This window comes from Bradyrhizobium sp., from assembly GCF_049798375.1.
In the GTDB taxonomy this organism is placed as follows: Bacteria; Pseudomonadota; Alphaproteobacteria; order Rhizobiales; family Xanthobacteraceae; genus Bradyrhizobium.
Genome location: NZ_JBARGP010000089.1, coordinates 1 through 26,632, shown reverse-complemented (window position 1 = coordinate 26,632; position 26,632 = coordinate 1). Strand labels below are relative to the sequence as shown.

Genomic DNA, 26,632 nt, shown 5'->3' with positions numbered 1-26,632 from the left:
CAAGATGATGCGAACGATGTCGTTGCGACTGGCCGCGCCCTGCGCCGCGGTCTGGCTTGCGACGGCGACGCCGGGCTGGGCCTTCGTCGCCTATGTGTCCAATGAGAAAGGCAACACCGTTACCGTGATCGAGACCGACAGCTGGACCGTCACCAAGACCATCAAGGTCGGGCAGCGGCCGCGTGGCATCGAGTTCAGCCGCGACGGCAAGTTCGTGATGGTCGCGGTCGGCGACGACGACACCATCCAGGTGATCGACACCGCCAAGCAGGAGGTGGTCGACACCCTGCCCTCTGGACCCGACCCGGAGCTGTTCACGCAGGACGCCGCCGGCAAGACGCTCTATGTCGCCAATGAGAATGACAACACGGTCACCATCATCGATCTCGAAAAGCGCGCGCAAATCGGTGACGTCCAGGTCGGCGTTGAGCCCGAAGGCATGACGGTCAGTCCCGACGGCAAGATCCTGATCTGCACCTCCGAGACCACCAACATGGCGCATTTTATCGACACCGGCACCCGCCAGATCGTGGCCAACGTGCTGGTCGACGCGCGCCCGCGTTTTGCCGAGTTCAAGCGCGACCAATCCGAGCTCTGGGTCTCCTCCGAGATCGGTGGCACGGTCTCGATCATCGATCCGGCCAAGCATGTGGTCACCGGCAAGGTCAATTTCGCCATTCCCGGCCTGCGCAACGAAGCGATCCAGCCGGTCGGCATCGGCATGACCAAGGACGGCAAGACGGCGTTCGTTGCGCTCGGTCCCGCCAACCGCGTCGCCGTGGTCGACGGCACGAGCCATCAGGTGAAGAAATATCTCCTGGTCGGCCAGCGCGTCTGGCATATGGCCTTCACGCCTGACGAGAAGTATCTGATGGTCACCAACGGGGTCTCCAACGATGTCTCCGTCATCGACGTCGCAGCTGAGAAGGTGATCAAGACCATCCAGGTCGGCGAACTGCCCTGGGGCATCACGATCGCAAAGCCATGACGATGCCGGAAGCCACCATCATCAAGCAGCGTGATGTTGCCGAGCGGCGCGAGCCCGGCGGCGCGTCCGCGCTGGCCATCGACGGCATCAGTCATTCCTACGGGGCGCGGCGCGCACTCGATAATGTCTCCTTCGACGTCCAGCCTGCCAACTTCACCGCGCTGCTCGGCCTCAATGGCGCGGGAAAAAGCACGCTGTTTTCTTTGATCACGCGACTGTTCGGCGTGCAGACGGGCCATATCGGCATTTTCGGCCATGACATCGGCCGCGCGCCGGGCGAGGCGCTGCGGCTGCTCGGCGTGGTGTTCCAGCCACGCACGCTCGATCTCGATCTGTCCCTGACCCAGAACCTGCTCTACCACGCCGCGCTGCACGGCATATCGAGGCGCGAGGCGCGTGCGAGAGCCGAGCAATTGCTAACGCAGATCGGCCTCGCCGACCGCGCCGGCAACAAGGTGCGCGATCTCTCGGGCGGTCAGATGCGGCGGCTGGAGATTGCGCGCGCGCTGCTGCACCGGCCGCGATTGCTGTTGCTTGACGAGGCCACCGTCGGACTCGACGTCAAGGCGCGCGCCGACATCGTCGGCCATGTCCGTCAGCTCGTCACCGAACAGGGCATCGGGGTGCTCTGGGCGACCCATTTGTTCGACGAGATCACGCCATCAGACAATCTCGTAGTGCTGCATCAGGGCCGCGTGCTGGCCAACGGGCCGGCGACGCGCGTGATCGCCGAGGCCGGCGCGTCCGATGTCAACGCCGCGTTCGCGCGACTGACCACGCAGAACAGCACGGCGCGGAGTCCGGAATCATGAGCGTCACGATGATCGCTCCGGCGCGAACCGGCTTCTCGGCGAGAGAATATCTTACCTGTCTCACCGGTATCGTCTGGCGCGAGGGGCTGCGCTTCCTGCATCAGCGCGAACGCTTCGTCTCGGCGCTGGTGCGGCCGCTGGTGTGGCTGTTCATCTTCGCAGCCGGCTTCCGCCAGGTGCTCGGCATCTCGATCATCCCGCCTTACGAGACCTACATTCCCTATGAGGTCTATATCGCGCCGGGCTTGATGGCGATGATCCAGCTCTTCAATGGAATGCAGTCCTCGCTCTCGATGGTCTACGATCGCGAGATGGGCAACATGCGCACCTTGCTGGTCAGTCCGCTGCCGCGCTGGTATCTGCTGTTCTGCAAGCTGCTCGCCGGCACGGCGGTCTCGGTGCTGCAGGTCTACGCCTTCCTCGCGGTCGCCTGGTTCTGGGACATCACGCCGCCCACCCTCGGCTATCTCACCGCGCTGCCGGCGCTGGTGCTGTCAGGCCTGATGCTCGGCGCGCTCGGCATGCTGATCTCGTCCGGGATCAAGCAGCTGGAGAACTTCGCTGGCGTCATGAACTTCGTGATCTTTCCGATGTTCTTTGCCTCTTCCGCACTCTATCCGCTCTGGCGCGTCGAGGAAGGCAGCCCCTGGCTCGCCACTCTCTGCGAAGCCAATCCGTTCACCCATGCGGTCGAGCTGATCCGCTTCGCTCTCTATGGCAAGATGAACTGGATTTCACTCGGCGTGGTCGGCGGCTGCACCATCGCCTTCATGGTGGGCGCGATCCTGGCCTATGATCCGTCGCGCGGCTTGGTTCGCCGTGGTCCGGGAGGTGAGACTTGATGCGTCCGATCATATCAGCATTTTTCCTTGTAGCATCGACTAGCGCCTGCTTGGCCGCCGATCCTCGCTATCCGGATTGGCCCTGCGCGCAACCCAAGGTCCCGGAGATCTCGGTGGCCGCTGTGTGGGCGGGTCCGTCGCTCGACGACGTCGCGGGCAAATGGAAGGACGACGCCAAGGTTTCGGCGCTGGTCGCAAAGCTCGCCGCGCGCCGCACCCCAATGGAGGAGGCGCAGAAGGACGTGGCTGATTTCCTCACCGGCTCGGCGCAGGAAAAGACCATGAAGGGCAAGCTGCTGTTCTCCGGCCTGTTCGACACCCTCAACGCCCAGCGCAGCTCCGTCATGAACGGCCTGGAGCGGGTCATGCGCAAGCAGCGCGCTGCGGTCGAGAAGATTAAGGCCGACACGGTCGCGCTGCAGGACATGCAGGGCGCTGCCTCGCCCGATCAGGCCAAGGTCGACGAGCTCGGCAATCAGCTCAATTGGGAGACTCGCATCTTCGAGGACCGCCGCCGCGTGCTGAAGTTCGTGTGCGAGGTGCCGACCACCATCGACCAGCGCCTGTTCGCGCTCGGGCGCGAGATCCAGCAGGATATGGAGTAGCGGCTTTCATGGCTGCTGACTTCAAATAGCCGCTCACTCCTCCGGCCGCGGCTCTGGCTGCACCTCTTCGAGCGGCAGAAGGGCGGCGGCCCAGCCATCGGTACCCTCTCGATACCAGGCGATATTGGTGTAGCCATAGGATAGCGCGCGCTTAGCGGCGTTCCACGACATCCAGCAATCGGCCAGGCAATAGAGCACCAGCAGGCGCTGGCGGTCGCCGCCGGAGGCGCGCGCGAGGCCGCGCTTCAGATAGTCCTCGGTCGCGGCCGCCAGCACACCGTAACCGGTGTCCGGCAACCAGATGCTGCCCGGGATATCCTGCCGCGGCTGGTCGCGCCAGACCGTGCCTGGGGGCAGGTTCTTCGGCTTCGGCGGCCGGGGCAGCACGTCGACGAAGCTGCCCGATTTGGCGTGCCAGATCGCCTCGACGTCCTCGGTCGAAAGCACACGCGCGCCGGCCAATGTCGCCGGCACCGGACTGCGATAGTTCTCGGTGCGATAGCCATCCGGCTCAGCGACGCCGCTTTGCGCGTGCGCGGCAGCCATGAGCCACACGGCTGCAAGCGCCATGCAACCCAGCGCGCGTATCATGGCGACTTGGTGACGGCCTCGGCGGTGATCAGATGATCGCTTTCATCCAGCAGCGGCACGCCATAGTCGAGCAGGATCTTGTTGATCTCGCCCTGGCTCTCCTGGATCATCTTGTTGAGCTGCCGCTTCCAGTTCTGATCGGCAGGGCGGACCCCCATGCCGATCCGGTAGACCAGCTTCGGTCCGGTGGTTTCCTTGATCAGCGGCGTGACGTGCAGCGCGGGCGACGCCTGCTTGGCGTAGTAGCCTGCCATCGGTCCCCACAGCACGCCGGCATCGATCGCGCCAGACTTGACGTCATCGATCATCGCCTGCGCCGAGGAATCGACGCGGGTATCGATCATCAGCGGATACGGCTTCGCGGTCGCCATCAGCCCGGCTATCGCCATGTTGGTCCCCGGCGGCGTGCCGGCGATGATGCCGATGTGCCTGCCCTTCAGGCGCGTGTCTTCCAGGGTTGCAACATCGGCGAGATCAGAGCCGGGCTTGGTGACGATGGCGTAGGTCGTTCGATAATAGGGGTTGGTTCCCTGCACGAGATCGTCACCCTGCGGATAGCCCATGATGACATCGCAGCGGTGCGCTCCCAGTGTCATGCGGACGAAGCCGGTCGCCTGCGGGAAATACATGTAGTCGAGCTTCTTCTGCAGCTTTGCGGCAAACAGCTCGGCAATCTTGTTCTCGAAGCCCTCGCCCTTTTCGTCGGAGAACGGCATGTTGCGTGGGTCGGCGCAGACGCGGAGCACCTTTGGATCGATCAGCTCGATCGAGAGGTCGGCGCCGTCGCCGCTCGCTTGCGCGAACGCGGCAGGCGCCGCCGCCAGCGTGAGATATCCCGCAAGGCCAAGCAGGAGGCCGCGGTAAAGATTGCCGTTGGTCATCATCGTTTCCATCCCGCCCGGGTATGTTGTGCTATTTTTCAAAATGCTATGCTGGCGCTTCCGCGCGTGCAAGAGCGATAGAGCAGGCAAAACCATGGCACGTTCCGCCCTTTTCGTTGTCCTGCTGCTGATATTCGCTCCGCCATGCCTAGGCGCCGCGCCGCAGGAACTCGACGTGCACGAGATCGCGCCCGGCGTGTTCGTGCATAACGGCCAGATTGCGCTCATGACCAAAGAGAATGAAGGCGACATCGCCAATGTCGGCTTCGTGGTCGGCAGCGATGCCGTTGCCGTGATCGACACCGGCGGTAGCGTCCGCGAGGGCCGGCAATTGTTGGCCGCCATCCGCGCCCGCACAGACAAGCCGATCCGCTACGTCGTCAACACCCACGCCCATCCCGATCATTTGTTCGGCAACGGCGCCTTCGATCGGCCGGGAACCAGTTTTGTCGGCGCCAGGAACCTGCCGCGGGCGCTCGCTGTGCGCGGACCGCATTATATCGAGGCGTTCAGGCAGATCATGGGCGCGGAGCTGATCGATGAGGTGCGCCTAGTGCCTCCCTCCTTGCTGGTCGACGACAGCCTCACCCTCGATCTCGGCGGTCGCTCGCTGGTGCTGCAGACCTGGCCAACAGCACATAGCGACTGCGATCTCACCGTCTATGACCAGCAGAGCCGGACGCTGTTTGCTGGCGATCTCGTCTTCGTATCGCATATTCCGGTGATGGACGGCAGCCTGAGCGGGTGGCGCGGCCTGCTCGACAAGCTCGCCGCCTTGCCCGCCCAACGCGTCGTTCCCGGTCATGGGCCGGTCGGCGATTGGCCGGCCGCACTCGCCGATGAGCGCCGTTACCTCGACACACTCGCCACCGATATTCACCAGCTGATCGCGCAGGGACGCCCGATCACGGACGCTGCAAACTCGGCCGCGGCCTCGGAACGGCCGAAATGGCAGTTGTTCGACGACTACAATGCCCGCAACGCCACCGCGGCATTTTCGCAAATGGAGTGGGAATAGCAGGCGCGAGCGACTATATTGCGGCTTCGCGCTTCGGATCCCCGGGATCGATGAGGACATGCGACATGACAGCTGCAGCCCGCCTCCTCCGTGTGCCACTCTCCGGCGTTCTGCTGATTGGCGTTCTGCTGATAGTGTCTTTCGCATCTGCGAAGGCCGAAGATTATGATCCCTGGCCGGGGCTGGTGCAGGATATCTTCAACAACCGTCCAATGAACGACGGCGCCGAGGTACTCGCGATCGAGATGCCGGCGCGCGCCGAGGATGCCTCGCTGGTACCGGTGACCTTGCGCAGCAAACTGTCGCCGGCTGACACCCGTCGCATCAAGACCATCACCCTCGTGATCGACAAGAACCCGGCGCCGATGGCAGCGAAATTCACGCTGGGCCAAGACGCCAATGTCACGGCAATCTCGACCCGGGTCCGTGTCAACAGCTACACCGACGTTCACGCGGTGGCCGAGCTGAGCGACGGCCAGCTCTATGTCACCAAGGTCTATGTGAAGGCCTCCGGCGGCTGCTCGGCTCCGGCCGCGAAGAATCCGGAAGAGGCCCAGGCGCATACCGGGCAGCTGCGCTATCGCCAGTTCACGCAAGCCAGCGACGGCGCCACGAGCGGCGCGCGCGAGGCCCAGGTGATGGTCGGGCATCCGAACAATTCGGGACTGCAGATGGACCAGGTCACCCAGCTCTATATCCCGGCCTTCTTCATCGACGATCTCAAGCTATCGCAGGACGGCAGCCTGGTGCTCGCGATGGAAGGCGGCATTTCGATCTCGGAAGACCCGAACATCCGCTTCACCTATGTGCCGAACGGCGCCAAGCATTTCGAGGCCGAGGCCAAGGACACGCAGGGCCACGTCTTCCAGCACGAATGGCCGGTCGAGAGCTCCGGCAGCTGAGCGGAACTCGAAAGCGCAACCTCAGAAGCACCTCACCTCAGCCTCGGCCTGCGCGCGCCTGAGGTCGTTGACGGGTGAGGTCGCCTGCTCGGCCGAGCGGAATTCAGAACCGAGCGTACTTCGCACCTGCGACATGCTGAGCACGGTCTCCGCCGTGACATAGCGATCATAAGGGATGATGCTGGCGATCACGTCGATCGAGCAGGAACATTGCTCGATCGCCTGCCGGACCTCGCCATTCGCCTTCATGCAGCCGAACACATATTCGGCGCGCGCGGCGGTCGGATAATCGTTGAGGTCCGCGGCGCGGGCTTGGCCGAGAAAGATTTGGCCGAAAAGAATTGCGGCCGCGGCGACAATTGGTCCTGCCCGTCTGCATGTCATCATTGCTTTCCTCCCGGAGCACGACCCGAAAGCTATGCTATGAGTGGCGGGATGAAAAGATGAGAACGGCGCACATGGCACGGTTCGTTGGTTTGTTGCTGGGCGCGTTGGTCTGCGCACTCCTCCCGGTCTCCGCATGCTGCGCTGCGGAGACGATCAGGGTTGCGGCGCAAAAGACCGGCACCTTTGCCTGGGAGCTCGCGGTGATTCGCGCCCATGGGCTGGACAAGCAGCAGGACATCGAGATCCAGACCATCGAGCTTGCGAGTCCCGAAGCCGGCAAGATCGCGCTCCGCGCCGGGAGTGCCGACCTCGTGGTCTCGGACTGGCTGTGGGTGTCGCGCGAGCGGGCGCTCGGCGCCAAGCTGGTCTTCTCACCCTATTCGAGCGCGTTGGGCGCGGTGATGGTTCCGGCCAACTCGCCGATTCACGATCTTTCCGATCTCAAGGGCAAGAAGCTCGCGATCGCCGGCGGTCCCATCGACAAGAGCTGGCTGCTGCTGCAGGCCGCGTTGAAGCGCGAGGACTTCGACCTCAAATCGCAGGCCACCATCGTCTATGGCGCGCCGCCGCTGCTCGCCGCCAAGATGGCCGACGGCGAGATGGACGCTAACCTCAACTACTGGAATTTCTGCGCCGCGCTGGAAGCCAAGGGTTTTCGCCGTCTGGCCGGCATGGAGCAGATCCTGCCGAAATTCGGTGTGAAAGGGCGCGTGGCGATGGTCGGCTACGTGTTCGACGAGGACTGGGCCAACGCCCATCGTGACCTGCTGACGCGCTTTTTCGCCGTGACCGCCAAGGCCAAGGAGATTCTTGCGACGTCCGACGCCGAATGGAGCACGATCGCGCCGCTGACCGGAGCCGCTGACGCCGCTACTCTGCAGGCCTATCGCGATCGCTACCGGGACGGCATTCCGCACCGTCCGATATCAGATGAAGAGGCTGATGCCCGCATCCTCTATGGCGTGCTGGCCGGCATCGGCGGTCGCGAGCTTGTCGGCCCCGGCGCCGAACTCAGCCCGGGCACCTATTACAATCCCCAGCCGAGGGACTGAGGTGCTGCGCCTGTTCTCTTTCGCATTGTTCCTGGCGACCTGGTGGGTCGCGGCGCTGCTCGCGGGCAGCGCCAAGCTGCCCGCCCCTTCGATCGTTTTCGCCACCATGATCACGGAGGCACGGTCCGGCGCGCTGTTTCTGCATCTCGGTGCCACGCTGGCCCGCGTCGTGCTGGCGTTTACGCTCGCGATGAGCGTGGGCAGCGCCATCGGTTACCTGATGGGCCGGAGCCGGCTCGCGAACCGGGTCGGCGATCCCTGGCTGATCCTGTTGCTCAATCTGCCGGCGCTGGTGGTGATCGTGCTGGCCTACATCTGGGCGGGCCTCACGGAGGCAGCCGCGATCGCTGCCATTGCCATCAACAAGCTGCCGACCGCGGTGGTTACGCTGCGCGAAGGTACGCGTGCGCTGGATCCTGCGCTGGACGAGATGGCGCAGGTGTTCGCATTCCCGCGCTGGCGCACCTTCCGCCACGTCCTGCTGCCGCAGCTTGCGCCTTATATCGCCGCCGCCGCACGCTCCGGCCTGTCGCTGGTCTGGAAGATCGTGCTGGTGGCCGAGTTGCTTGGCCGGCCCAACGGCATCGGCTTCGAGATCGGCATTGCCTTCCAGCTGTTCGACATTCCGCTGCTGCTGGCTTACTCGCTGAGCTTCGCCGCTGTCGTGCTCGTGATCGAGGCCGTGCTGGTGCAGCCGTTCGAACTCCGTGTCTCCCGGTGGCGTCTCCGTGCAGCTTGAGGTCGATATCACCGGCAAGAGCTTCATCAGCGCAGCCGGCAAGCCGCATCAGGTGCTTGCGGATATCCGCTTCTCGCTCGCCACCGGCGAGGTTGGCGTCGTGGTTGGCCCGTCCGGCTGCGGCAAGAGCACTATGCTGCGAATCCTCGCAGGTCTCGATCCGAACTATCAGGGACGCGTCGCGCGGCCCGGTAGGGCGCGACTGGCAATGGTGTTTCAGGAGCCAAGGCTACTGCCCTGGCGCTCGGTCGAGGACAACGTCCGCCTTGCCGCGCCCGAGGCCGATGAGGCCAGGCTCACCGCGCTGTTTTCGCTGCTGGAATTGGGCGCGCACCGCGAACACTATCCCGGTGAATTGTCGCTCGGCCTCGCCCGCCGCGTTGCGCTGGCCCGGGCCTTCGCCATCGAGCCGGATTTCCTCATTCTCGACGAGCCCTTGGCATCACTCGACGACGCTCTCGCGGCACGGTTGCGCGAGGAGATCGCGGGCCTGGTCGGCCACCGGCCAATGATCACGCTCCTGGTCACGCACAGCCTGGATGACGCCGTGCGCCTTGGCGACAAGCTGCTCCTGCTGTCGTCGCGTCCGGCGCGCCTGCTCCATACCCTGCCGATCGCCATTCCGCGCGCGGCACGCGACGAGCAGACCATCGCGGCGATCAAGGCCGATATCACCAGGTTGAACCTTGCAAATTCGCAGGGCGTATCGGACGCTGGCGGACAACGACAATGAACGTTGGGTCTGGGAGAATTGAATGTCGCGCAAGCTGATGGTCGCCACTGCCCTGCTGCTCTCGATCGCGCCTGGTCAGTTGCTGGCGCAGGGCAAAGGCGTCCGGCTGTGGAATCTGACCACCGCCACCATCACCGGCTTCGAGCTGTCGCCGGCGGGCAAGACCGAATGGGGCCCCAATCAGACCCTGAACGACAAGGACAAGGAGGTCGATCACGACGAACGGCTGCGCATCAGCGGCGTCGACCCCGGGCGTTACGACGCAAGGGTCAGCTACACCGGCGGCAAGCAATGCCTCGTGCACGGCATCGAGATCAAGGCCGACGCGGTGTTCTCGGTGGCCGACAAGGATTTGAAGGACTGCAACAAGTAGTTGGGACGGTGGTCTGGTCGGATCAACCCGCGGAGCCGGTCGCGGCGCCTTCGACCTTGTCATTCGTGTGCGGAAATTCGCAGCGCCACTTGACGGCGGTCCACTTCGGATGTTCGCCGACCCATTGGGCGATATAGGGCGGCGCCTGCATTGCGCACTGCCTTAGCGAAACGCCATTGGCAAACACCAGATGCGTCTCCTCGCAGGTCGCCGGCGAAAGCACCGCACACACCGTAACGATCAGATCAATCGGATTCATGGCTGGAAATCCCGTGAAGCGCTATGTAGCGAGCATTAACAGCTACGCCGCGGCAGCGCCGCAGTTTCAAACGCTGTCATGAAACCTCCAGCCTGTCCCGAAGTTTCAACCGGCCTCGCTAGAAATTGACGCCGAAAACCAGCCGGGCCTGATGACGCTCGAACTCCCGGAAGTCGAGTCCGGCCGGCATCCCGCTGGCCCGTCCCCAGGCGTGCGTGCTCCATGACGCCGTCAGCCGCGACCGGTCGGAGAGCTGGAGATAGGCGGTGGGGCCGATGAACAGCGCCTGATCGGACAAGGTATCGAGCCCGAAGCCATCATATCGCCTGAAGTAGCGCGCTTTGCCGCCGAGCAAATCCCCGGGCGAAGCTGCGCCATCACGGCGAAGGCCGCTCCGATCGTCGCCTTGCGGTCGATCTCGGCTGAACCGGAAAGCTGTGTCCATTGCGGCTAATAGGACAGATTCAGGGCAGTAACGACGCGATCCGGCACGATCTCGCGATCGAATGCCAGGGTGAACGCCGTACCGTATCGCCGCGTCGGCGCACCACTGCTGTCATCAATCCGGCTCGCCTCGTTCTGCACGGACAATGCCATCCCGAACGGCGCGGTCTCGCGGTCGAGAAAGCGGTAGCGCAGATCGAGCGAGGCACCCTGCCAGGCCAGTTGGGGACGGTCGTCGAAGCCGGGGAGCCCGCCAATGTCATTGCCGACAAACGCGGTCCCGAGCTCGATACGGAAATTCTTCGCCGGGACCAGCTCGAGCTCCAGCTCCTGCTCGCCGCCATGGTAGTGACCGCCGCCCTTGCCGAATCGTCCGGTGGTCTCGCTCTGAAATTCGTGCTCGCCGACATCGCTGCCGATCATGAAGCCGAAGATGCGCTCGGTATCAATGCCTTCGGCATGCGTGGCGCCGGAGACCAGCATCGCGACGCACGAGACGGCGGTACAGACTGCATTTGCGGTGGCAGGCATTCACAGTCCGCAAGACATTGGTAAATCGGAGCAGCGCGCTGCGTAAGTTAACATTCTATCACGTCATCGAGAGTGGCGACCAGCGAGCCCGCGCTTGATCCCCGGGCAAAGATCGGATGCAATGACGCCGGTCCCGAGAGGCCGCAACAAAAGGGGAGGATCAAGCAATGCCGAAGGTTCTCGTGCTCTACAAGAAGCCAAAGAATGCTGAAGCGTTCGAGAAGCACTACATGTCAGTCCACGCACCGCTCGCCAAGAAAATTCCCGGCCTGACCGCCTATGACATCAGCCGCGGCGGGGTCGGCACCCCCGCCGGCCCGAGCGCGGACATTCACCTCGTCGCGACCTTGTCGTTCGATACGATGGATGCGCTGAAGGCCGGTATGGGGTCTGCGGAGGGAAAGGCCGCGGCGGGTGATCTTCCCAATTTCGCGGACGGTGGTGTCGATCTCTATATCTTCGACACTCAGGAGCTGTGAGTGGCAGTCGCGCCGTATGCCAGAATCTATGTGTCTGACTTATAAGTCAGACCTTATAATATGTCTGCCAGAATAACTAAGTCTGCCAGGCCTGGGCTTCGCGTATTACGCTCGAGCAGGTCTGGCAGATCACTGATAGATCAAGACTTTTCAGCCGTGATTACTTGCGCGCCGCACAGGCGTACATGTTGATTTCCATGCCCACCGGCACTTCAACGATCTTCGGGGTCTTCCAGGTCATGTCACTCTCCCAAGCTCTGGTTTCCAAGTGGTTGGCGCGTTGCTCGCGCCAAGTTTGAAGCTAGGGCCACGGTTGACGGAACGCAAGATGCGCCCGGAACCATAAAGTTCTGCCTATATGTCCTACATCGGCCCCGGAATCGTTCGATCCTGACCAGTCAGCGCAGCAGCTTCAGCAGAGCGGCTCCGGCCGGCGTCCTCAGCTCCTTGGCGTCGACGGTTCCGTCATTGTCTCTATTAGCGGCGTCAAAACGCTGCGTGACCACGGCAAGATATTCATCCATCGTCAATGTACCATCGTGGTCGGGATCGGCCGCTTTGACATCCTTTGCACTCAGCCTGCCACGCAATTCGCGGGCATCGAGCGTGCCTTCATGGTCGCGATCGAGCTTGGCGAACTCGGCCGCAGCGACCTTCTTCACCTCCATCAGGTCGAGCGTCCCATCATTGTCGGTATCAAAGGTCTTGATCGGATCGGGGGCACGCGCAGCCGCTAAGGCCGGCAAGCCCCCAAACATTGTACCCATCGCGATCAGGGCGATGACAGTTTTCGATCTCATGCTTGATCTCCAATCGTCGTCTTGCTGCAGGAATATTTGTCGTGCCCGGGACAGCCGTCAACAACGCCTCGGCGGCGGCGGCCTTACCAACGCTATGAAGAAGCTGTCGAATATAGCGCCCGCGAACATATTGCAACGCAAAAGCGACCACTTTCAGTCTTCCTGTTTGTAAAGCAAGGCGCTTTTTGGATCAGCTGCGCGATGCCGCTGTTCGTGCCGGCTTCCCGTCGTTGTCGTCTTTATCATCCTCCGAGCATCGGAAGGACGGTCGAGCGCATCGGACTGCGCGTGGCATACAACGCATCTGTTGCGACTAAGGAAAAATGATTCTCATGCTTGGTACAAATTCCCGCACCGCAACGCTCACCGACCAACTCCCGACGACAGCGCCACAACGCAAAATGCCTCGGAAACATTCCGTGCGGTGATGCATGGTGGCGTCGTCAGCAGCGCTTGCGCGTTTCCTTGTTGACGCATTTTCGTTTCGGGCAGAGTGTTGGTCGCGTCGCGTCAGCATAGGCGCGCAGACAATATTCGGGAGGGAATGGATGAAACGGATCGCGTTGGCCGTAAGCCTCGCTGTTCTTGCTTCGCATGGCGCAAGCGCACAGACCGCCGATGAACTGGTCAAGGGCGCAACTGATACATCGAACGTCCTCAATTACGGAATGGGCTACAATCTGCAGCGATTCAGCCCGTTGACACAGATCAGCAAGGACAACGTCAAGGACCTCGTCCCGGTCTGGAATTACAGCCTCGCGGACGACCGCAGCGAGGAATCCCAACCCATCATCTATCAGGGCACCCTCTACATCACGACGCATAATGCGACGATGGCGATCGACGCCAAGACCGGCAAGCAGATCTGGAAGACCAAGGTCGAATATCCCGCGGAAACGCCGCGTATCGTCTGTTGCGGCATCATCAATCGCGGCGCCGCACTGTACGATGGCAAGCTGTTCCGCACCACGCTCGATGCCAATGTGATCGCGCTCGATGCCAAGACCGGCAAGGAGCTGTGGCGGCAGAAAGCTGCCGACATTAAGGAAGGCTATTCGATGACCGTCGCGCCGCTGGTCGCCGACGGCGTCGTGTTGACCGGCATGTCCGGCGCCGAGTTCGGCACCCGTGGCTTCATCGACGGCTGGGATCCCGCGACTGGCAAGCGTCTGTGGCGCACCTACACGGTGCCCTCCCCCGACGAGCCCGGCGGTGATACCTGGAAAGGCGATACCTGGAAGCTCGGCGGCGGCTCGACCTGGATCACGGGCTCCTATGATCCCGAGCTGAACACGGTGTATTGGGGCATCGGCAATCCCGGACCGTTCAATGCGGCCGTGCGCCCCGGCGACAACCTCTACACCTGCTCGGTGCTCGCGCTGGATCCGAAGACCGGCAAGATCAAGTGGCACTATCAGTTCTCGCCGAACAATCCGTTCGACTATGACTCCGTTGCCGAGATGGTCCTGGCCGACCTGCCCGTGGACGGCAAGCCGACCAAGGTGTTGATGGATGCCAATCGCAACGGCTTCTTCTATGTGCTCGACCGCACCAACGGAAAGCTGCTGGCGGCGAATCCTTACGTGAAGGTCAACTGGGCCTCCGGCATCGACATGAAAACCGGCAAGCCGATCGAGACCGACGTCACGACCGGTGCACGTGAAGGCAAGAAGGTGACCGTCTTTCCGTCGATCCTCGGCGGCAAGAATTGGGAGCCGATGTCGTTCAACCCGCAAACCGGCCTTGCCTACGCCAACACGCTGGTGTTCGGCGGTCACTACAAGACCGAGCCGGCAACCTACAAGGCCGGCGAGTGGTACCTCGGCATGGATCTGACCGACACTTGGGAATGGGGCGATGGCCCGCGCGGCCAGCTCAAGGCGATCGATCCGATGACCGGCAAGGCCAAGTGGGAACAACCGAGCGACATTCCGCGCTTCTCGGGCGTGCTGTCCACGGCGGGCGGCGTCGTCTTCTCCGGCCAGTTGACGGGTGAATTCGAAGCCTTCGATGCCGACAGCGGCAAGAAGCTGTGGCAGTTCCAGACCGGCTCCGGCATTGAGGGGCAGCCCGTGACCTGGCAACAGGATGGCGTGCAGTATGTTGCAGTGGCCAGCGGCTACGGCGGCGTCTATTCGCTGTTTTCAGGAGACGAGCGTCTGGCCAAGGTGCCGACCGGCGGTTCGCTCTGGGTTTTCGCGGTCAAGAACTGAGCGCGGATTGCCAGTGAAGCGGAGTGGAATCATCTGGACGGCGGCGCATGTCGTCGCCGTCACCGTGGTGTCGGCTGTCGTGATGACAGCCGCCATCGCCCAACAGCAGAGTGGCGTCGATCAGGCGAAGATCGATCTGGGCAAGGAAACCTTCGCCCATAAGTGCTCGCACTGTCACGGACCCAACATGGTCAATTCAGGCACCATCACGCCGGATTTGCGGCGCTTTCCGGATGACGAGCCGCGCTTCGTCACCACGGTGAAGCAGGGCAAGAATGGCCGGATGCCGCCTTGGGGCGATATCCTGAATGACGACGATATCGGCGCACTCTGGGCCTATATTTCCAGCCGGAGAACCCCATGAGGCGCCTGATCGCAGCCATGATATCGGCCTGGGCGATCGCCTTGCCCGCCGGCGCCGTCACGATGTCGCTCGCGCGCGCGGCTGACGAGCCGCTGCGCGTGTGCCTCGACGAGAATTTGCCGCCGCTGTCGATGCACCATCGCGGCAAGCCGGGCACGGGCTTCGACGTCGCCTTGGCGCGAGCGGTTGCAGAAGGCCTCGGCCGTCGGCTCGAGGTCCAGTGGTTCGAAAGCAAGCTCGACGAGGATTCGAGCCCCGCGCTCGAAGCCAATGCGCTGCTCTCCGACGGCCGTTGTTCGCTCGTCGGCAGCTACGCCTTCACGCAGGATTCGCTGGTCGTGCCAGGGGTGAAGACCGCAAAGCTGCCCGACTTCGACGGCGCCACCAGAGACGACCATCGCCGGCGCATCACGATCGGCATTCTCGCGCCGACCAAGCCCTATATGTTCTCGTCGCTGACGGTGGTGCTGGGTCAGCAGGCGCGAGACAAGCGGATCACCGACATCGGCGATCTCTCCGGCCTTCGCCTTGCGATCGAGAGCGGAACGCTCGGCGACGCCATCTTAATGACCTATGACAAGGGACGGCTGATCGACAGCATTACCCATCTCGTGCCGGCGCGCGACGACCTGCTCGGAGCGCTCGAACAAGGCCGGTTCGATGCCACCCTGCTCGACCTCAGGCGCTTCGATGCGTATCGGATGGCACATCCCGACACGACCTTGGCCGCATCAGGCTATCTTTATCCAATCGGTGCCAACAGGGGCTATGTGGGCCTGGCCAGCAATGCGGGCCTCATTGCCGATGTGAACAAGGTGCTGGATGGCCTGCAGGCGCAGGGCAAGCTGGCCGCATTCGGTCAGGCGACCGGCCTCACCTATCTGCCACCGCGCGAGCCGACCGTGCTCGGAGATGCGTTTCAGAAAGTTCTACGCAACGGCGCGCAATGACGCGCGGCGCGCTCGGCCTCAGGTTCGTGCCGCCGCCGCCTTGTGAACGGACGACGGCACGACGCCGAAATACTTCCGGAACACGCGGCTGAAGTGCGACGAACTGGAGAAGCCCCAGGAGAAGGCGACGTCGGTGATGGTCTTGCCACCCTGGGTTTCGAGCTCCTGGCGGCAATGCTGCAGCCGGGCACGCCAGATATAGTCGCTCACCGTCATGCCGCGATCGCTGAACACCATGTGCAGATAGCGCTTGGTGCAACCGAGCGCCGCGGAAATCTGCTCGATCGAAAGTTCGGGGTCGCGCAGATGCTCGCGGATGAAGCCTTGCGCCCGGACATACATCGCCTCGGGGCCGCCACGATCGAACATGGCGTCGGCTTCGCGAAGCGGCAACAGCAGCAGGTCGATCAGCGAATCGGCAACGCCCGCTGCGCTATTTGGCGACAGCCGGTTCGCCTCGTCGAACGCGGCGTGGGCGAACTCGTGCGCGATGCGCGTGGTACCGCTGCGCGCCGAGAGCTTGCAGGCCGACATCTTCTCAAGGCGAAAGCCGCGCTCGCGCAGGAGTTCTTTGGGCACGATCACGACTTCGTGCCGGGTCAGGGCCGGGCTCACGATCGTATGCGGACATGAAACGTCATAGGCCAAGCAGTCGCCCGGCCCAATCTCGATACTCCGGCCGTCCTGCTCGAAATAGGACACGCCATAGGTCTGAAACAGGATCTTGATATAGGGATGTTCGCCAGAGCGCGCGCGGGCATAGCTGTGGCCGATACGATGCTGGCTCGCCTCGATCTGACACAGCTTGAGCTTCGACATCGTGGTGAAATGAATCCGTCCCTCGAAGGACATGCCCTCCAGCGGATCGATGTCAAATCGCCCACACAGATCGGTCAGCGCATCTGACCAACATTGGATCTGCTTCTTCGTCGCCAATCCCGTGGTGCTGAGCGAGCGGATCGTATCGGACATGTCCATCCACCGATTCAAGATCGAAAAACAACTGTTCCGGCACTCGCGGTGACGGCCGATGTTGAAGCAGGATTATTCCCTTTTGGGGCAGCTTCCGAACTTGGCAGGCGGAGTCCTCCTTAAGCACTATCCCCACATCGATCCTGTGCTTTCGTCCCTGCAACGTCAAGGAAAACATCAACGCTGACTTACGGTTGAGACTATGCCTTTGGCTCATTGATGCTGCGCAGCAAGAATAGCGAGATGCCGCGCAGATGAGCCGCATAGGAAAAACTCCCACCAAAAAGTACTTTTAATTCCCGCAGATTCACTCTTGAGCAAGCGCGTTTCGCTCTTGGGCAAGTTTCTCGATTCCGGACCGGATAGGGATGACAGTGAATAATCAACGACCGGGGCCGCATCTCGCGGAACCCTAAGAATCTTAACCTGGGAGGAATGACGATGCGAAAGGTGCTACTCGCAACCTGTCTCACATCAGTTGCCGCGCTTTGTACAGGCGGTGCATGGGCCAGCGACGATCTGGTCAAGATGTCGGAAAACCCCAAGGACTGGGTGATGCCGGCAGGCGATTACGCCAACACGCGGTACTCTAAGCTGAATCAGATCACCGCAGCCAACGTCGGCAAGCTCCAGGTTGCCTGGACGTTCTCGACCGGCGTGCTGCGCGGCCATGAGGGCGGCCCGCTGATCATCGGCAACATGATGTATGTGCACACGCCGTTCCCGAACAAGGTCTATGCGCTCGACCTGTCGCAGGACAACAAGATCGTCTGGCGCTATGAGCCGAAGCAGGATCCGAACGTCATTCCGGTGATGTGCTGCGACACCGTCAACCGCGGCCTCTCCTATGGCGACGGCAAGGTCTTCCTGCATCAGGCCGACGACAAGCTGGTTGCGCTCGATGCCAAGACCGGCGCGGTCGCCTGGAGCATCAACAATGGCGATCCGTCCAAGGGACAGACCGGCACCTCGGCGCCAATCGTAATCAAGGACAAGGTGCTGGTCGGCACCTCGGGTGGCGAGTTCGGCGTGCAGTGCAGCATGACCGCCTACGACGTCAAGGACGGCAAGCAGGTCTGGAAAGCCTACTCCGAAGGCCCAGATGACCAGATCCTGGTCGACGACAAGACCACCGCGCTCGGCAAGCCGATCGGCAAGGACTCCAGCCTGAAGACCTGGCAAGGCGATCAGTGGAAGATCGGCGGCGGCTGCACCTGGGGCTGGATTTCGTACGATCCGACGCTCGACCTCGTCTATTACGGCTCGGGCAATCCCTCGACCTGGAATCCGAAGCAGCGTCCAGGTGACAACAAGTGGTCCATGACCATCTTCGCGCGTAATCCGGAGACCGGCATGGCGAAGTGGGTCTATCAGATGACGCCGCACGACGAGTGGGACTATGACGGCGTCAACGAGATGATCCTCAGCGATCAGACGATTAATGGCCAGGCACGCAAGCTGCTCACCCATTTCGACCGCAACGGTATCGGCTACACCCTCGATCGCGCCAGCGGCGAGTTGCTCGTCGCAGAGAAGTACGATCCGAAGGTCAACTGGACCACCGGCGTCGATATGGACAAGAACTCGCAGACCTATGGGCGTCCGAAGGTCGTCGCGCAATATTCGACCGACCAAAATGGTGAGGACCACAACACCAAGGGGGTCTGCCCGGCCGCGCTCGGCACCAAGGACGAGCAGCCGGCGGCCTATTCTCCGGACACGCAGCTGTTCTACGTGCCGACCAACCATGTCTGCATGGACTACGAGCCCTTCAAGGTGAGCTACACCGCAGGTCAGCCCTATGTCGGCGCGACGCTGTCGATGTATCCGCCCCCGGGCGACACCAACATGGGTAACTTCATCGCGTGGGATGGCAAGACCGGCAAGATCGTCTGGTCGAACAAGGAGCCGTTCTCGGTGTGGTCGGGCGCACTCGCGACCGCAGGCAACGTGGTGTTCTACGGAACGCTCGAAGGCTATCTCAAGGCCGTCGATGCCAAGACCGGCAAGGAGCTCTACAAGTTCAAGACTCCCTCTGGCATCATCGGCAACGTCACGACCTATGAGAACAATGGCAAGCAGTACATCGCGGTGCTCTCGGGCGTCGGTGGCTGGGCCGGCATCGGTCTCGCAGCCGGCCTGACCGATCCGAACGCCGGTCTCGGCGCGGTCGGCGGCTACGCGGCCCTGAGCAACTACACGGCGCTCGGCGGCACGCTCACCGTGTTCTCGCTGCCTCAGTAAGTCGGCCTGTCTGCTTCCGGCGCATGGATGACTCCATGCGCCGGCTTGCCTCCATCCAATCTCAGGGATCAAGCACTTGCGTAGAATCTATTTTGCGGCAGCTGCGGCTCTTGTCGTGGTGGCCGGAGGAATTGCCTTAACAGCGATGGTCTTGCCGGCGACAGCCTTGGCGGATGGTTCGGGTGATCCGACCGCCGTGAAGTCCGAGGACGGCAAATATTCCGACAAGGATGGAAACCCAACCTACAAGATCCAGGCCGACGGCACCGTGGACTGGTACACCTATTCCGGCTATCGCCGCTACCATTCGGAATGTCACGTCTGTCACGGTCCTGACGGCATGGGCTCGAGCTACGCACCGGCGCTGAAGGACTCGTTGAAGACCATGAGCTATGCCGATTTTCTTGGGGTCGTTGCAAGCGGCCGCAAGAACGTCAGCACCGCTCAAGAGAACGTCATGCCGGCTTTCGGCGACAATCCGAACGTCGCCTGCTACATGGACGACATCTACGTCTATCTGCGCGCCCGAGCCAACGACGCCTGGGGACGCCAGCGGCCTGAAAAGCACGAAGACAAGCCGAAGGCCTATACAGAGGCGGAAAATTCCTGCATGGGGCGCAAGTGATAAGTGAGATGGGAGACCAGGCAACGAAGCCTGTGGCGCCCAAGCAGAGACATAGGAGTTGAAGATGAAGACGCGCGCCGCGGTCGCTTTCGAGGCCAAGAAGCCGCTGGAAATCGTCGAGCTGGATCTGGAAGGGCCGAAGGCCGGCGAAGTGCTGGTGGAGATCAAGGCGACGGGCATCTGCCACACCGACGCCTACACGTTGGACGGCTTCGACAGCGAGGGCATCTTCCCCTCGGTTCTCGGACATGAAGGCGCGGGAATCGTGCGGGAGGTCGGCGCGGGCGTCACCTCGGTGAAACCGGGCGACCACGTGATTCCGCTGTACACGCCGGAATGCCGGCAGTGCAAAAGCTGCCTCAGCCGAAAGACCAATCTCTGCACCGCGATCCGCGCCACCCAGGGCAAGGGCGTGATGCCCGACGGCACCTCGCGCTTTAGCTACAAGGGCCAGACCGTCTACCACTACATGGGCTGCTCCACCTTCTCGAACTTCACGGTGCTGCCCGAGATTGCGGTGGCGAAGATCCGTGAGGACGCCCCCTTCGACAAGAGCTGCTACATCGGCTGCGGCGTGACGACTGGCGTCGGCGCCGTGGTGAACACGGCGAAGGTCACCCCTGGGTCCAACGTCGTGGTGTTCGGCCTCGGCGGCATCGGGCTCAACGTCATTCAGGGCGCCAAGATGGCGGGCGCTGACAAGATCATCGGCGTCGACATCAACGACTCCAAGGAGGAATGGGGCCGCCGCTTCGGCATGACGCACTTTGTCAATCCCAAGACAATTTCGGGCGACATCGTCCCGCATCTGGTCACGCTGACCGATGGCGGCGCCGACTACACCTTCGACTGCACCGGCAACACCACGGTGATGCGCCAGGCGTTGGAGGCCTGCCACCGTGGCTGGGGCGAGTCGATCATCATCGGCGTCGCCGAATCCGGCAAGGAGATCGCGACCCGCCCGTTCCAGCTCGTAACCGGCCGCGTCTGGAAGGGCACCGCATTCGGCGGCGCGCGCGGCCGCACCGATGTTCCCAAGATCGTCGACTGGTACATGAACGGAAAGATCCAGATCGATCCGATGATCACGCACACGCTCAAGCTCGAGGACATCAACAAGGGCTTCGACCTGATGCATGAGGGCAAGTCGATCCGTTCGGTCGTCGTGTTCTGATTTCGACAAACGTCAAACAGGAGGAGAACTGCCCATGACTGCTCATATCCATCCGTCGGTCGATAACGGCGTCAAGCAGGGTTCCGGTAGCTTTGCCGGCGGAACGCTGGTCTGCAAGTGCCACGACAAGCCGGTCAAGGTCGGCATCAAGGGCGACGTGGCCCACAACCACGCCTGCGGCTGCACCAAGTGCTGGAAGCCGGAAGGCGCGGTCTTCTCGGTCGTCGCGGTGGTGCCGCGGCAAAACGTGACCGTGCTCGAGAACGGCGACAAGCTCCAGGTCGTCGACCCCTCGGCGGTGATCCAGCGTCACGCCTGCAAGGCCTGCGGCACCCATATGTATGGCCGCATCGAGAACACCGGGCATCCGTTCTACGGGCTCGACTTCATCCACCCCGAGCTGTTCCAGGAACAGGGCTCGGCGGCACCGGGCTTCGCCGCCTTCGTCTCCTCCGTGATCGAGTCCGGCGTCAAGCCGGAGCAGATGGGCGCCATCCGCGGACGCCTGAAGGAACTTGGGCTGGAACCCTATGATTGCCTGTCGCCGCCTTTGATGGATGCGATCGCGACCCACGTCGCCAAGGCCAAGGCCGCCTGAGGGGGCCGACGTCAACACATTCCTTCCTGACCAACTTGATGCCTCGCAGGCTTGCCGCCGGCGAGGCATTTCCTTGATTGCCCCTGCCTTCCCCTGCTCCGTCCTCCCGCTGACAACGCGATCTTTGCGGCGGACCGGAAAGCGCATTCGCAGCCTGCCGATCGGCAACCAGCCCGCCCGAAGCAACGCACAGCAACAATTGCCCTCGATCTCCACATGGATCGCAGGCGATTTCTCGTAGCTCCCCAAATCCGGCGTGTTCCGGATTGCGCAGCGGCCGCGACAGCGGCAAGCTTTCGAGCGCACGACTCACAAAGCAAGCTTCATTGGGGGGAAGCCAGCCATGCGAATCTACGAGCGACTGCCCGGACGGGCCCATGCGGCGCAGCCGCAACGCAAGCGTTACGATGGCGTGATCGCGACGCTGTCGCGCCGACCGATCGGTGATGCGGCGACCGAGCGTGCACACGACCAGCACCATCAGGCCATCGAGCCGGAACGCCGCGACGCCTGACCCGGGCTGATGGCCTGCAGCATTCCGAGCGCTGCAGGCCGTCATCTTTTCTCGTCATCCTGTCTCGTCAGACGATCTTGATCGACACGTCCGGCAGCCCTTCGAGCTTGGCCAGCAGCAAATCGCCTTTGACCACGGGCCCGACATTCTCCGGCGTTCCGGAATAGATGATGTCGCCGGCCTTCAACTCGAACGCCTCCGACAATTTCGCGATCTGCTCGGCGACGCTCCAGATCATCTTGCTGAGATCGGAACTCTGCCGCACCTTGCCGTTGACGGCGAGCGAGATTGCGCCCTTGGTGAAATGGCCGACCTTGGCGACGGGATGGATCGGGCCGATCACCGCGGCATGATCGAAGCTCTTGCCGATCTCCCACGGCTTCTTCTCGCCCGCCATCGCGTTCTGCAGGTCGCGCCGGGTCATGTCGAGGCCGAGCGCATAGCCATAGACGTGCTCCAGCGCCTGCTCCGGCGCGATGTTGCTGCCGCCCGACTTCAGCGCCGCGATCAGCTCCACCTCGTGGTGATAGTTCTTGGTCAGCGAGGGATAAGGATGGTCCGTGACCTGCCCCGGCGCGACGGTCTGGATCGCATCGGTCGGCTTCTGGAAGAAGAACGGCGGCTCGCGGGTCGGATCGGAGCCGCGCTCGATCGCGTGCGCCGCATAGTTGCGGCCGATGCAGTAGATGCGGCGCACCGGAAACACCTCCTTCTCACCGACGATCGGAATCCAGGTCAGGGGAACCTCGAAGATCGGCTTTACGGCTGCGTCCGCAGCCGCGGCGGGCGCCGCGTCCGCGATCACGCCGGTTGCGATGGCGCCCGCTGCCGCGGCAAGGAGGTTTCGTCGAGAGGTCTTGGACATGTATCTTTCCTGTGATATGCGCCGCGCACCGTTGCGGCGCGCGCGTTACCGTTTCGCTTACGACGACGCCGACATTTTTGCGATCTCGGCCGCGTTGGGCAGCGTCTCCACGTTCCAGCAGGCATCCATCACGCGGCGGATCGCATCCGGCGGAATGATGCCTTCGGCGAGATCGGAGAACTTGGTCTCGAGCTGCTTGTCGGTCATCGGGACTTCGACGCTGCCGATCGCGTGCTCGATATAGCGGTGCAGTTGCCGGCCGTCCTTGAGCACGACGGTCATGTCGACCTGCGCCGGCTTGATGCCCGGCGTCACCACCGGATTGACCTTAGCTCGCAACGCGACGACGGCTGGATCGGTCACCGCCCGGTCGCTGAACTGCTTCTCGCCGCCGGCGCCTTCGATCAAAGCCACCGCAACCGCATGGTAGATGCTGAACTTGCCTTCGAGCCCTTCGCGCGGCGTTTTCTTGCCGGTGAGCTCCAGCACCAGCGGATGCACCTTCAGATCGACGTGATCGATCTGGTCCGCCGTCAGCTTGTTCTCGTTGCGGAGCTGGATCGCCGCATCGATCGCCGGATGCATGACGATGCCGCAGGCGAACGGTTTGTAGGTGTTCAGCGCCGCCTCGTAGCGCTTGCCGAGATCGCCCAGGATCTCATTGTAATCCTGCTTGGTGCTGATGATGTTGGCCCAGCCGCGCTTGGCCTCGATCATCTGGTCGGACGAGGTGAAATTCTTCGAGGCCAGCAATGCCGCAAAGATGCCGTTGGAGGCGGCGCGGCCCGGATTGAAGCTCTTGTTCATCGAGCCGAACGATTCACGCAGGCCCACCGGCTGCGAGGCGGCCAGTCCCAACGCCCACACCATCTGCTGCTCGTTGAGCCTGAGCAGCTTGCCGGCCGCGGCCACCGACCCGAACACGCCGGCCGTGCCGGTGATGTGCCAGCCGACGTCGTAATGGTTCGGATACACCGCATTGCCGATCCGGCACTCGGTCTCGACACCCAGCACGAGCGCGTTGAGAAAGTCCTTGCCCGAGACGGGTTGGATTTCCGACAGCGCCAGGATCGCCGAAGCCACGGGCCCCGCCGGATGGATGATGGTCTTCAGGTGAGTGTCGTCGTAGTCGAAGATGTGGCTGGAAACGCCGTTGATGAAGGCGGCGTTCATGATGTCGAAGCGTTCCTTGCGGCCGAACAGCGAGGCCTGCTGCGGACCCGAGAACGGCGCCAGCGCCGAGACCGCGATGTCGACGGTCTGGGTATGCGAACCACCGATCGCAACGCCGACCCAGTTCAACAGCGTGCGCACGCCCTCCTTGCGGACATTGGCTGGCAGGTCGTCATAGCCGGCCGTGACGATGTAATGCGCGAGCTGGCGCGTGACGTCGGGCGGCGCGGGCTTCGCCGCCGCAGGCTTGGCTTCCAAAGGCTTGGCTGGCGCGGCCGGACTGTCGGACCCATCAGCCGCAGCGATGGTCACGCCGGCAGCGAGAAACGGCAGCGCGGCGGCGCCTTGCAATAAGGTCCGGCGATCGGTGCTTGACATGATGGATCTCCCGCGTTGGCACGCTGTTCGTTGTCGCTCCGGCCCCCGCGTTTGCAGTGCAAAACAAAGTGCCGGCGACCCCAGCGGTTCGACCGCATGTGGCGCGACGTATTGCCATGAGTAAAAGGCCCATATCAACCTGTTCCGCGCGCTCATCGTGCCGACGCAGGACCGCAGGTCTCGATGGCTCCGGGGACGACGCCGTCATGCGCTCGCAGTCTCACGGCGCGATCGCGCCCGAGTTGTGCCGATGAACCCTCTTCCGGAAGATCAGAGGGTGCAGGGAATGCCGGGTGCTGGCCGCAACCCATGGCCCGCCAGCAACAAAGAAAGCTGGCGGCAGTCACCACAGGTCCAGCCGAACATCCGGCATTCCCTGCGCGACAGTTTTAACGCTTATACGCGCTCTCCTTGGGGACCGGCTTGTTGCCCCCATCACCTGCGACAACGCATGAGCGTTTGCGCCGGCTTGGCCTCAGCACCGGGAGACCAGGACCACACGATTTCGCGTCCGCCTCAAGCGCGATCGTCTAAGCCGCGCCATCCACGTCCATCGCTCCCCGCCTCCACGTATCGTGACGATTGGCCGAAACGCCCTCTTCATCGAGGCGGGATGGCAGGATATAATCACATTTTCTGAAAAATAGAAACAGAAATTTTTTACACGCAGCATCTGGACAGAGGTCATCGGTTTGGATGCGCAAATGAATTTAGTTTTTCGAAGCAATGAATCCTATCGTCCAAATGATGGTCGCGCGATGAATTCGTCGGCTTCGATGTGCCCGGCGGACAAGGTTTCCCGCGTTACCTGGCCGTGAACCTGCGAACCGCCAAAGCCTCTACCCGACTTATTTGCAGGAGGACGCCGCGATCCATCAGCCGTTCGCGATTGTCGCAATCCTGGGAATGATTACTGGATTCCTGATTTTGTGGGTAAGACACTGGGACATCTAGCCCTCGGCAACATGGCGGCTCCGAAGCGAGGAAACCACGGCAATGCCGGACATGACCGCAATCGAAGTGAAGGCCTTCGTCCCGTCCAAGGACTTCGCCTTGTCTAAGCGCTTCTACCAGGATTTGGGCTTCAATCTCGCATGGTCGTCTGACGGGCTCGCCTATCTCCATCATGGGCGATCGAGCTTCCTCTTGCAGAACTTCTACGTCAAGGAACACGCCGACAACTTCATGATGCATCTGCTTGTCGAAGACGTCGAAGCCTGGTGGGCCCACGTTCGGGACAATGCACTTGCGGCCAAGTATGGCGTGAAGGCTGATCCCCCCGAGGATAGGCCATGGGGCATTCGCGACTTTGTAGTCGTTGACCCGGCCGGGGTATTGTGGCGGATCGGACAAAACATGACTGACACGCAGCAACAGACCGCTGGGTGACACCAGCACCTCGCGTTGCTGGTCGCCGGTCGGGCCGACGACCAGCACATTGCGCTGGCGCAGATTAGCGCGTCTCTGGAAGCGGATGCATGGTGAGCGCCGTAGTTTGCGCGTCACAGCTCTGGATGCAGGTCGCGCACCGTGCTCACGGATTCGAGCAGCGAGCCCAGATGCAGGATCGTGGACTCGGCGAGCCAGCTCCCGACCAGTTGCACGTTGATCGGCAGCCCTTCCTTGCTGGTTCCGAAGCGCATCGACAGGCCGGGCAGGCCGGTGACGTTGAGCGGCACGGTGGCGCCCATCACGTAGGTTGCGTTCACCTTCTGACCGTCGATGACGAGTTCAGATGCGCCGTGCTCGTGCGCGGCGATCGGCAGCACCTGCGTGATCAGCGCGTCGTAGTCCCGGAAGTAGGCGGCATAGCCGTCTCGCAAGCGCTCCGCCGCCTGCTCCGCATCGATGTAGTCCTGCATCGACGTATCGGGCAGCGAGAGCATCCTCTTCGCCATCGTGTAGAGCTCGCTTTCGCTGCGGCCCGCGGTCGCCTCCACGAAGGCAGGCTTCATCTCCCTGACGTGGAGACGGCTGAACACGTCGAGGGCGAAGTCGCGCTCGAGCGCGGGGATGCGCACCTGCTCGACGGAGAGGCCGAGGCCTTCGAGCGCGGCCGCCGCCGCCTTCACGGTCGCCGCGACCTCGGCGTCGACAGGTCCGAAACCGGGTCCGACCATCCAGCC

32 protein-coding genes are annotated in these 26,632 nt (G+C 62.6%); 20 read left to right on the top strand and 12 right to left on the bottom strand.

Going from position 1 to position 26,632, the window contains the following annotated elements; translation table 11 throughout:
* Positions 1-16 precede the first annotated feature (16 nt).
* The 4 genes from WA702_RS04185 to WA702_RS04170 are packed head-to-tail and all read left to right on the top strand — an operon-like array spanning position 17 to position 3,247.
* Positions 17-988, top strand: coding sequence for a YVTN family beta-propeller repeat protein (locus tag WA702_RS04185; protein ID WP_425109268.1), 972 nt, complete (start codon positions 17-19; stop codon positions 986-988).
* Positions 985-1,800 (top strand): ABC transporter ATP-binding protein, encoded by an 816-nt coding sequence (locus tag WA702_RS04180; RefSeq protein WP_425109267.1) that lies wholly within the window; start codon positions 985-987, stop codon positions 1,798-1,800. The genes WA702_RS04185 and WA702_RS04180 overlap by 4 nt, the downstream gene beginning before the upstream one ends.
* On the top strand, positions 1,797-2,642 hold the full coding sequence (locus tag WA702_RS04175) for an ABC transporter permease (RefSeq protein WP_425109266.1): 846 nt from the start codon (positions 1,797-1,799) through the stop codon (positions 2,640-2,642). Before WA702_RS04180 ends, WA702_RS04175 begins: the two co-directional genes overlap by 4 nt.
* On the top strand, positions 2,642-3,247 hold the full coding sequence (locus WA702_RS04170; RefSeq protein ID WP_425109294.1) for a hypothetical protein: 606 nt from the start codon (positions 2,642-2,644) through the stop codon (positions 3,245-3,247). The genes WA702_RS04175 and WA702_RS04170 overlap by 1 nt, the downstream gene beginning before the upstream one ends.
* A gap of 33 nt (positions 3,248-3,280) precedes the next feature.
* Here the strand turns inward: WA702_RS04170 and WA702_RS04165 are convergent, their stop codons facing one another.
* Positions 3,281-3,838: a PQQ-dependent catabolism-associated CXXCW motif protein gene (locus WA702_RS04165; RefSeq protein WP_425109265.1), complete on the bottom strand. Its 558-nt coding sequence runs from the start codon at positions 3,836-3,838 to the stop codon at positions 3,281-3,283.
* Positions 3,835-4,719 carry a substrate-binding domain-containing protein gene (locus tag WA702_RS04160; protein WP_425109264.1) on the bottom strand — a complete coding sequence of 295 codons (885 nt, stop codon included), beginning with the start codon at positions 4,717-4,719 and terminating at the stop codon, positions 3,835-3,837. The genes WA702_RS04165 and WA702_RS04160 overlap by 4 nt, the downstream gene beginning before the upstream one ends.
* Positions 4,720-4,813: 94 nt before the next feature.
* Between WA702_RS04160 and WA702_RS04155 the strand changes: the two genes are divergently transcribed.
* Positions 4,814-5,737, top strand: a complete 924-nt coding sequence (locus tag WA702_RS04155) for a quinoprotein relay system zinc metallohydrolase 2 (RefSeq protein ID WP_425109263.1) — start codon at positions 4,814-4,816, stop codon at positions 5,735-5,737.
* Positions 5,738-5,802: 65 nt separating this feature from the next.
* On the top strand, positions 5,803-6,639 hold the full coding sequence (locus WA702_RS04150) for a quinoprotein dehydrogenase-associated SoxYZ-like carrier (protein ID WP_425109262.1): 837 nt from the start codon (positions 5,803-5,805) through the stop codon (positions 6,637-6,639).
* A 21-nt stretch (positions 6,640-6,660) separates the two neighbouring features.
* On the opposite strand, the gene WA702_RS04145 is transcribed toward WA702_RS04150, so the two are convergent.
* The gene (locus WA702_RS04145) at positions 6,661-7,023 is read right to left on the bottom strand and encodes a hypothetical protein (RefSeq protein WP_425109261.1); all 363 of its coding nucleotides are present in this window, start codon (positions 7,021-7,023) and stop codon (positions 6,661-6,663) included.
* Between the two features lie 74 nt (positions 7,024-7,097).
* Here WA702_RS04145 and WA702_RS04140 point away from each other — a divergent pair, with 74 nt between their 5' ends.
* The 4 genes from WA702_RS04140 to WA702_RS04125 are packed head-to-tail and all read left to right on the top strand — an operon-like array spanning position 7,098 to position 9,923.
* A complete protein-coding gene (locus WA702_RS04140) occupies positions 7,098-8,078 on the top strand; it encodes an ABC transporter substrate-binding protein (RefSeq protein ID WP_425109260.1) in 981 nt (326 codons plus the stop codon).
* Position 8,079: 1 nt separating this feature from the next.
* Positions 8,080-8,817 (top strand): ABC transporter permease, encoded by a 738-nt coding sequence (locus tag WA702_RS04135; protein ID WP_425109259.1) that lies wholly within the window; start codon positions 8,080-8,082, stop codon positions 8,815-8,817.
* Positions 8,807-9,550, top strand: a complete 744-nt coding sequence (locus tag WA702_RS04130; protein ID WP_425109258.1) for an ABC transporter ATP-binding protein — start codon at positions 8,807-8,809, stop codon at positions 9,548-9,550. Before WA702_RS04135 ends, WA702_RS04130 begins: the two co-directional genes overlap by 11 nt.
* Positions 9,551-9,587: 37 nt before the next feature.
* Positions 9,588-9,923, top strand: coding sequence for a hypothetical protein (locus tag WA702_RS04125; RefSeq protein WP_425109293.1), 336 nt, complete (start codon positions 9,588-9,590; stop codon positions 9,921-9,923).
* Positions 9,924-9,945: 22 nt separating this feature from the next.
* Here WA702_RS04125 and WA702_RS04120 read toward each other — a convergent pair whose 3' ends face one another.
* From WA702_RS04120 to WA702_RS04110, 3 genes are all read right to left on the bottom strand, one after another.
* Positions 9,946-10,182, bottom strand: a complete 237-nt coding sequence (locus WA702_RS04120; protein ID WP_425109257.1) for a hypothetical protein — start codon at positions 10,180-10,182, stop codon at positions 9,946-9,948.
* A gap of 118 nt (positions 10,183-10,300) precedes the next feature.
* A complete protein-coding gene (locus tag WA702_RS04115; RefSeq protein ID WP_425109255.1) occupies positions 10,301-10,480 on the bottom strand; it encodes a hypothetical protein in 180 nt (59 codons plus the stop codon).
* A 152-nt stretch (positions 10,481-10,632) separates the two neighbouring features.
* Positions 10,633-11,157 (bottom strand): hypothetical protein, encoded by a 525-nt coding sequence (locus WA702_RS04110; RefSeq protein ID WP_425109254.1) that lies wholly within the window; start codon positions 11,155-11,157, stop codon positions 10,633-10,635.
* Between the two features lie 167 nt (positions 11,158-11,324).
* Between WA702_RS04110 and WA702_RS04105 the strand changes: the two genes are divergently transcribed.
* The gene (locus WA702_RS04105) at positions 11,325-11,636 is read left to right on the top strand and encodes an EthD family reductase (RefSeq protein ID WP_425109253.1); all 312 of its coding nucleotides are present in this window, start codon (positions 11,325-11,327) and stop codon (positions 11,634-11,636) included.
* Between the two features lie 160 nt (positions 11,637-11,796).
* Here WA702_RS04105 and pqqA read toward each other — a convergent pair whose 3' ends face one another.
* On the bottom strand, positions 11,797-11,877 hold the full coding sequence (gene pqqA / locus WA702_RS04100; RefSeq protein ID WP_035721241.1) for a pyrroloquinoline quinone precursor peptide PqqA: 81 nt from the start codon (positions 11,875-11,877) through the stop codon (positions 11,797-11,799).
* A gap of 157 nt (positions 11,878-12,034) precedes the next feature.
* On the bottom strand, positions 12,035-12,403 hold the full coding sequence (locus tag WA702_RS04095) for an EF-hand domain-containing protein (protein ID WP_425109292.1): 369 nt from the start codon (positions 12,401-12,403) through the stop codon (positions 12,035-12,037).
* 581 nt (positions 12,404-12,984) lie between these two features.
* Between WA702_RS04095 and WA702_RS04090 the strand changes: the two genes are divergently transcribed.
* The 3 genes from WA702_RS04090 to WA702_RS04080 all read left to right on the top strand — a co-directional run bounded on the left by WA702_RS04090 (position 12,985) and on the right by WA702_RS04080 (position 15,963).
* Positions 12,985-14,649 carry a methanol/ethanol family PQQ-dependent dehydrogenase gene (locus WA702_RS04090; RefSeq protein WP_425109252.1) on the top strand — a complete coding sequence of 555 codons (1,665 nt, stop codon included), beginning with the start codon at positions 12,985-12,987 and terminating at the stop codon, positions 14,647-14,649.
* Positions 14,650-14,731: 82 nt separating this feature from the next.
* Positions 14,732-15,013 (top strand): c-type cytochrome, encoded by a 282-nt coding sequence (locus WA702_RS04085; protein ID WP_425109291.1) that lies wholly within the window; start codon positions 14,732-14,734, stop codon positions 15,011-15,013.
* Entirely contained in the window at positions 15,010-15,963 is a 954-nt protein-coding gene (locus WA702_RS04080) for a substrate-binding periplasmic protein (RefSeq protein ID WP_425109251.1), read from the top strand. The genes WA702_RS04085 and WA702_RS04080 overlap by 4 nt, the downstream gene beginning before the upstream one ends.
* An 18-nt stretch (positions 15,964-15,981) precedes the next feature.
* Here WA702_RS04080 and WA702_RS04075 read toward each other — a convergent pair whose 3' ends face one another.
* Positions 15,982-16,935 carry a helix-turn-helix domain-containing protein gene (locus WA702_RS04075; protein ID WP_425109250.1) on the bottom strand — a complete coding sequence of 318 codons (954 nt, stop codon included), beginning with the start codon at positions 16,933-16,935 and terminating at the stop codon, positions 15,982-15,984.
* 441 nt (positions 16,936-17,376) lie between these two features.
* Here WA702_RS04075 and xoxF5 point away from each other — a divergent pair, with 441 nt between their 5' ends.
* From xoxF5 to WA702_RS04050, 5 genes are all read left to right on the top strand, one after another.
* The gene (gene xoxF5 / locus WA702_RS04070; protein ID WP_425109249.1) at positions 17,377-19,179 is read left to right on the top strand and encodes a lanthanide-dependent methanol dehydrogenase XoxF5; all 1,803 of its coding nucleotides are present in this window, start codon (positions 17,377-17,379) and stop codon (positions 19,177-19,179) included.
* 145 nt (positions 19,180-19,324) lie between these two features.
* A complete protein-coding gene (locus WA702_RS04065; RefSeq protein ID WP_425109290.1) occupies positions 19,325-19,804 on the top strand; it encodes a c-type cytochrome, methanol metabolism-related in 480 nt (159 codons plus the stop codon).
* 64 nt (positions 19,805-19,868) lie between these two features.
* On the top strand, positions 19,869-20,978 hold the full coding sequence (locus WA702_RS04060) for an S-(hydroxymethyl)glutathione dehydrogenase/class III alcohol dehydrogenase (protein WP_425109248.1): 1,110 nt from the start codon (positions 19,869-19,871) through the stop codon (positions 20,976-20,978).
* A gap of 34 nt (positions 20,979-21,012) precedes the next feature.
* Positions 21,013-21,576, top strand: coding sequence for an S-(hydroxymethyl)glutathione synthase (gene gfa, locus WA702_RS04055; RefSeq protein ID WP_425109247.1), 564 nt, complete (start codon positions 21,013-21,015; stop codon positions 21,574-21,576).
* Positions 21,577-21,919: 343 nt separating this feature from the next.
* Complete coding sequence (locus tag WA702_RS04050) at positions 21,920-22,090, top strand: hypothetical protein (RefSeq protein ID WP_425109246.1); 171 nt, start codon at positions 21,920-21,922, stop codon at positions 22,088-22,090.
* Positions 22,091-22,157: 67 nt separating this feature from the next.
* Here the strand turns inward: WA702_RS04050 and WA702_RS04045 are convergent, their stop codons facing one another.
* Complete coding sequence (locus WA702_RS04045; RefSeq protein WP_425109245.1) at positions 22,158-22,955, bottom strand: fumarylacetoacetate hydrolase family protein; 798 nt, start codon at positions 22,953-22,955, stop codon at positions 22,158-22,160.
* Between the two features lie 57 nt (positions 22,956-23,012).
* On the bottom strand, positions 23,013-24,506 hold the full coding sequence (locus WA702_RS04040; protein WP_425109244.1) for an MmgE/PrpD family protein: 1,494 nt from the start codon (positions 24,504-24,506) through the stop codon (positions 23,013-23,015).
* 996 nt (positions 24,507-25,502) lie between these two features.
* Between WA702_RS04040 and WA702_RS04035 the strand changes: the two genes are divergently transcribed.
* Positions 25,503-25,895: a VOC family protein gene (locus WA702_RS04035; protein ID WP_425109243.1), complete on the top strand. Its 393-nt coding sequence runs from the start codon at positions 25,503-25,505 to the stop codon at positions 25,893-25,895.
* 113 nt (positions 25,896-26,008) lie between these two features.
* On the opposite strand, the gene WA702_RS04030 is transcribed toward WA702_RS04035, so the two are convergent.
* A partial coding sequence (locus WA702_RS04030; protein ID WP_425109242.1) for an amidase family protein occupies positions 26,009-26,632 on the bottom strand: 624 nt, incomplete at its 5' end.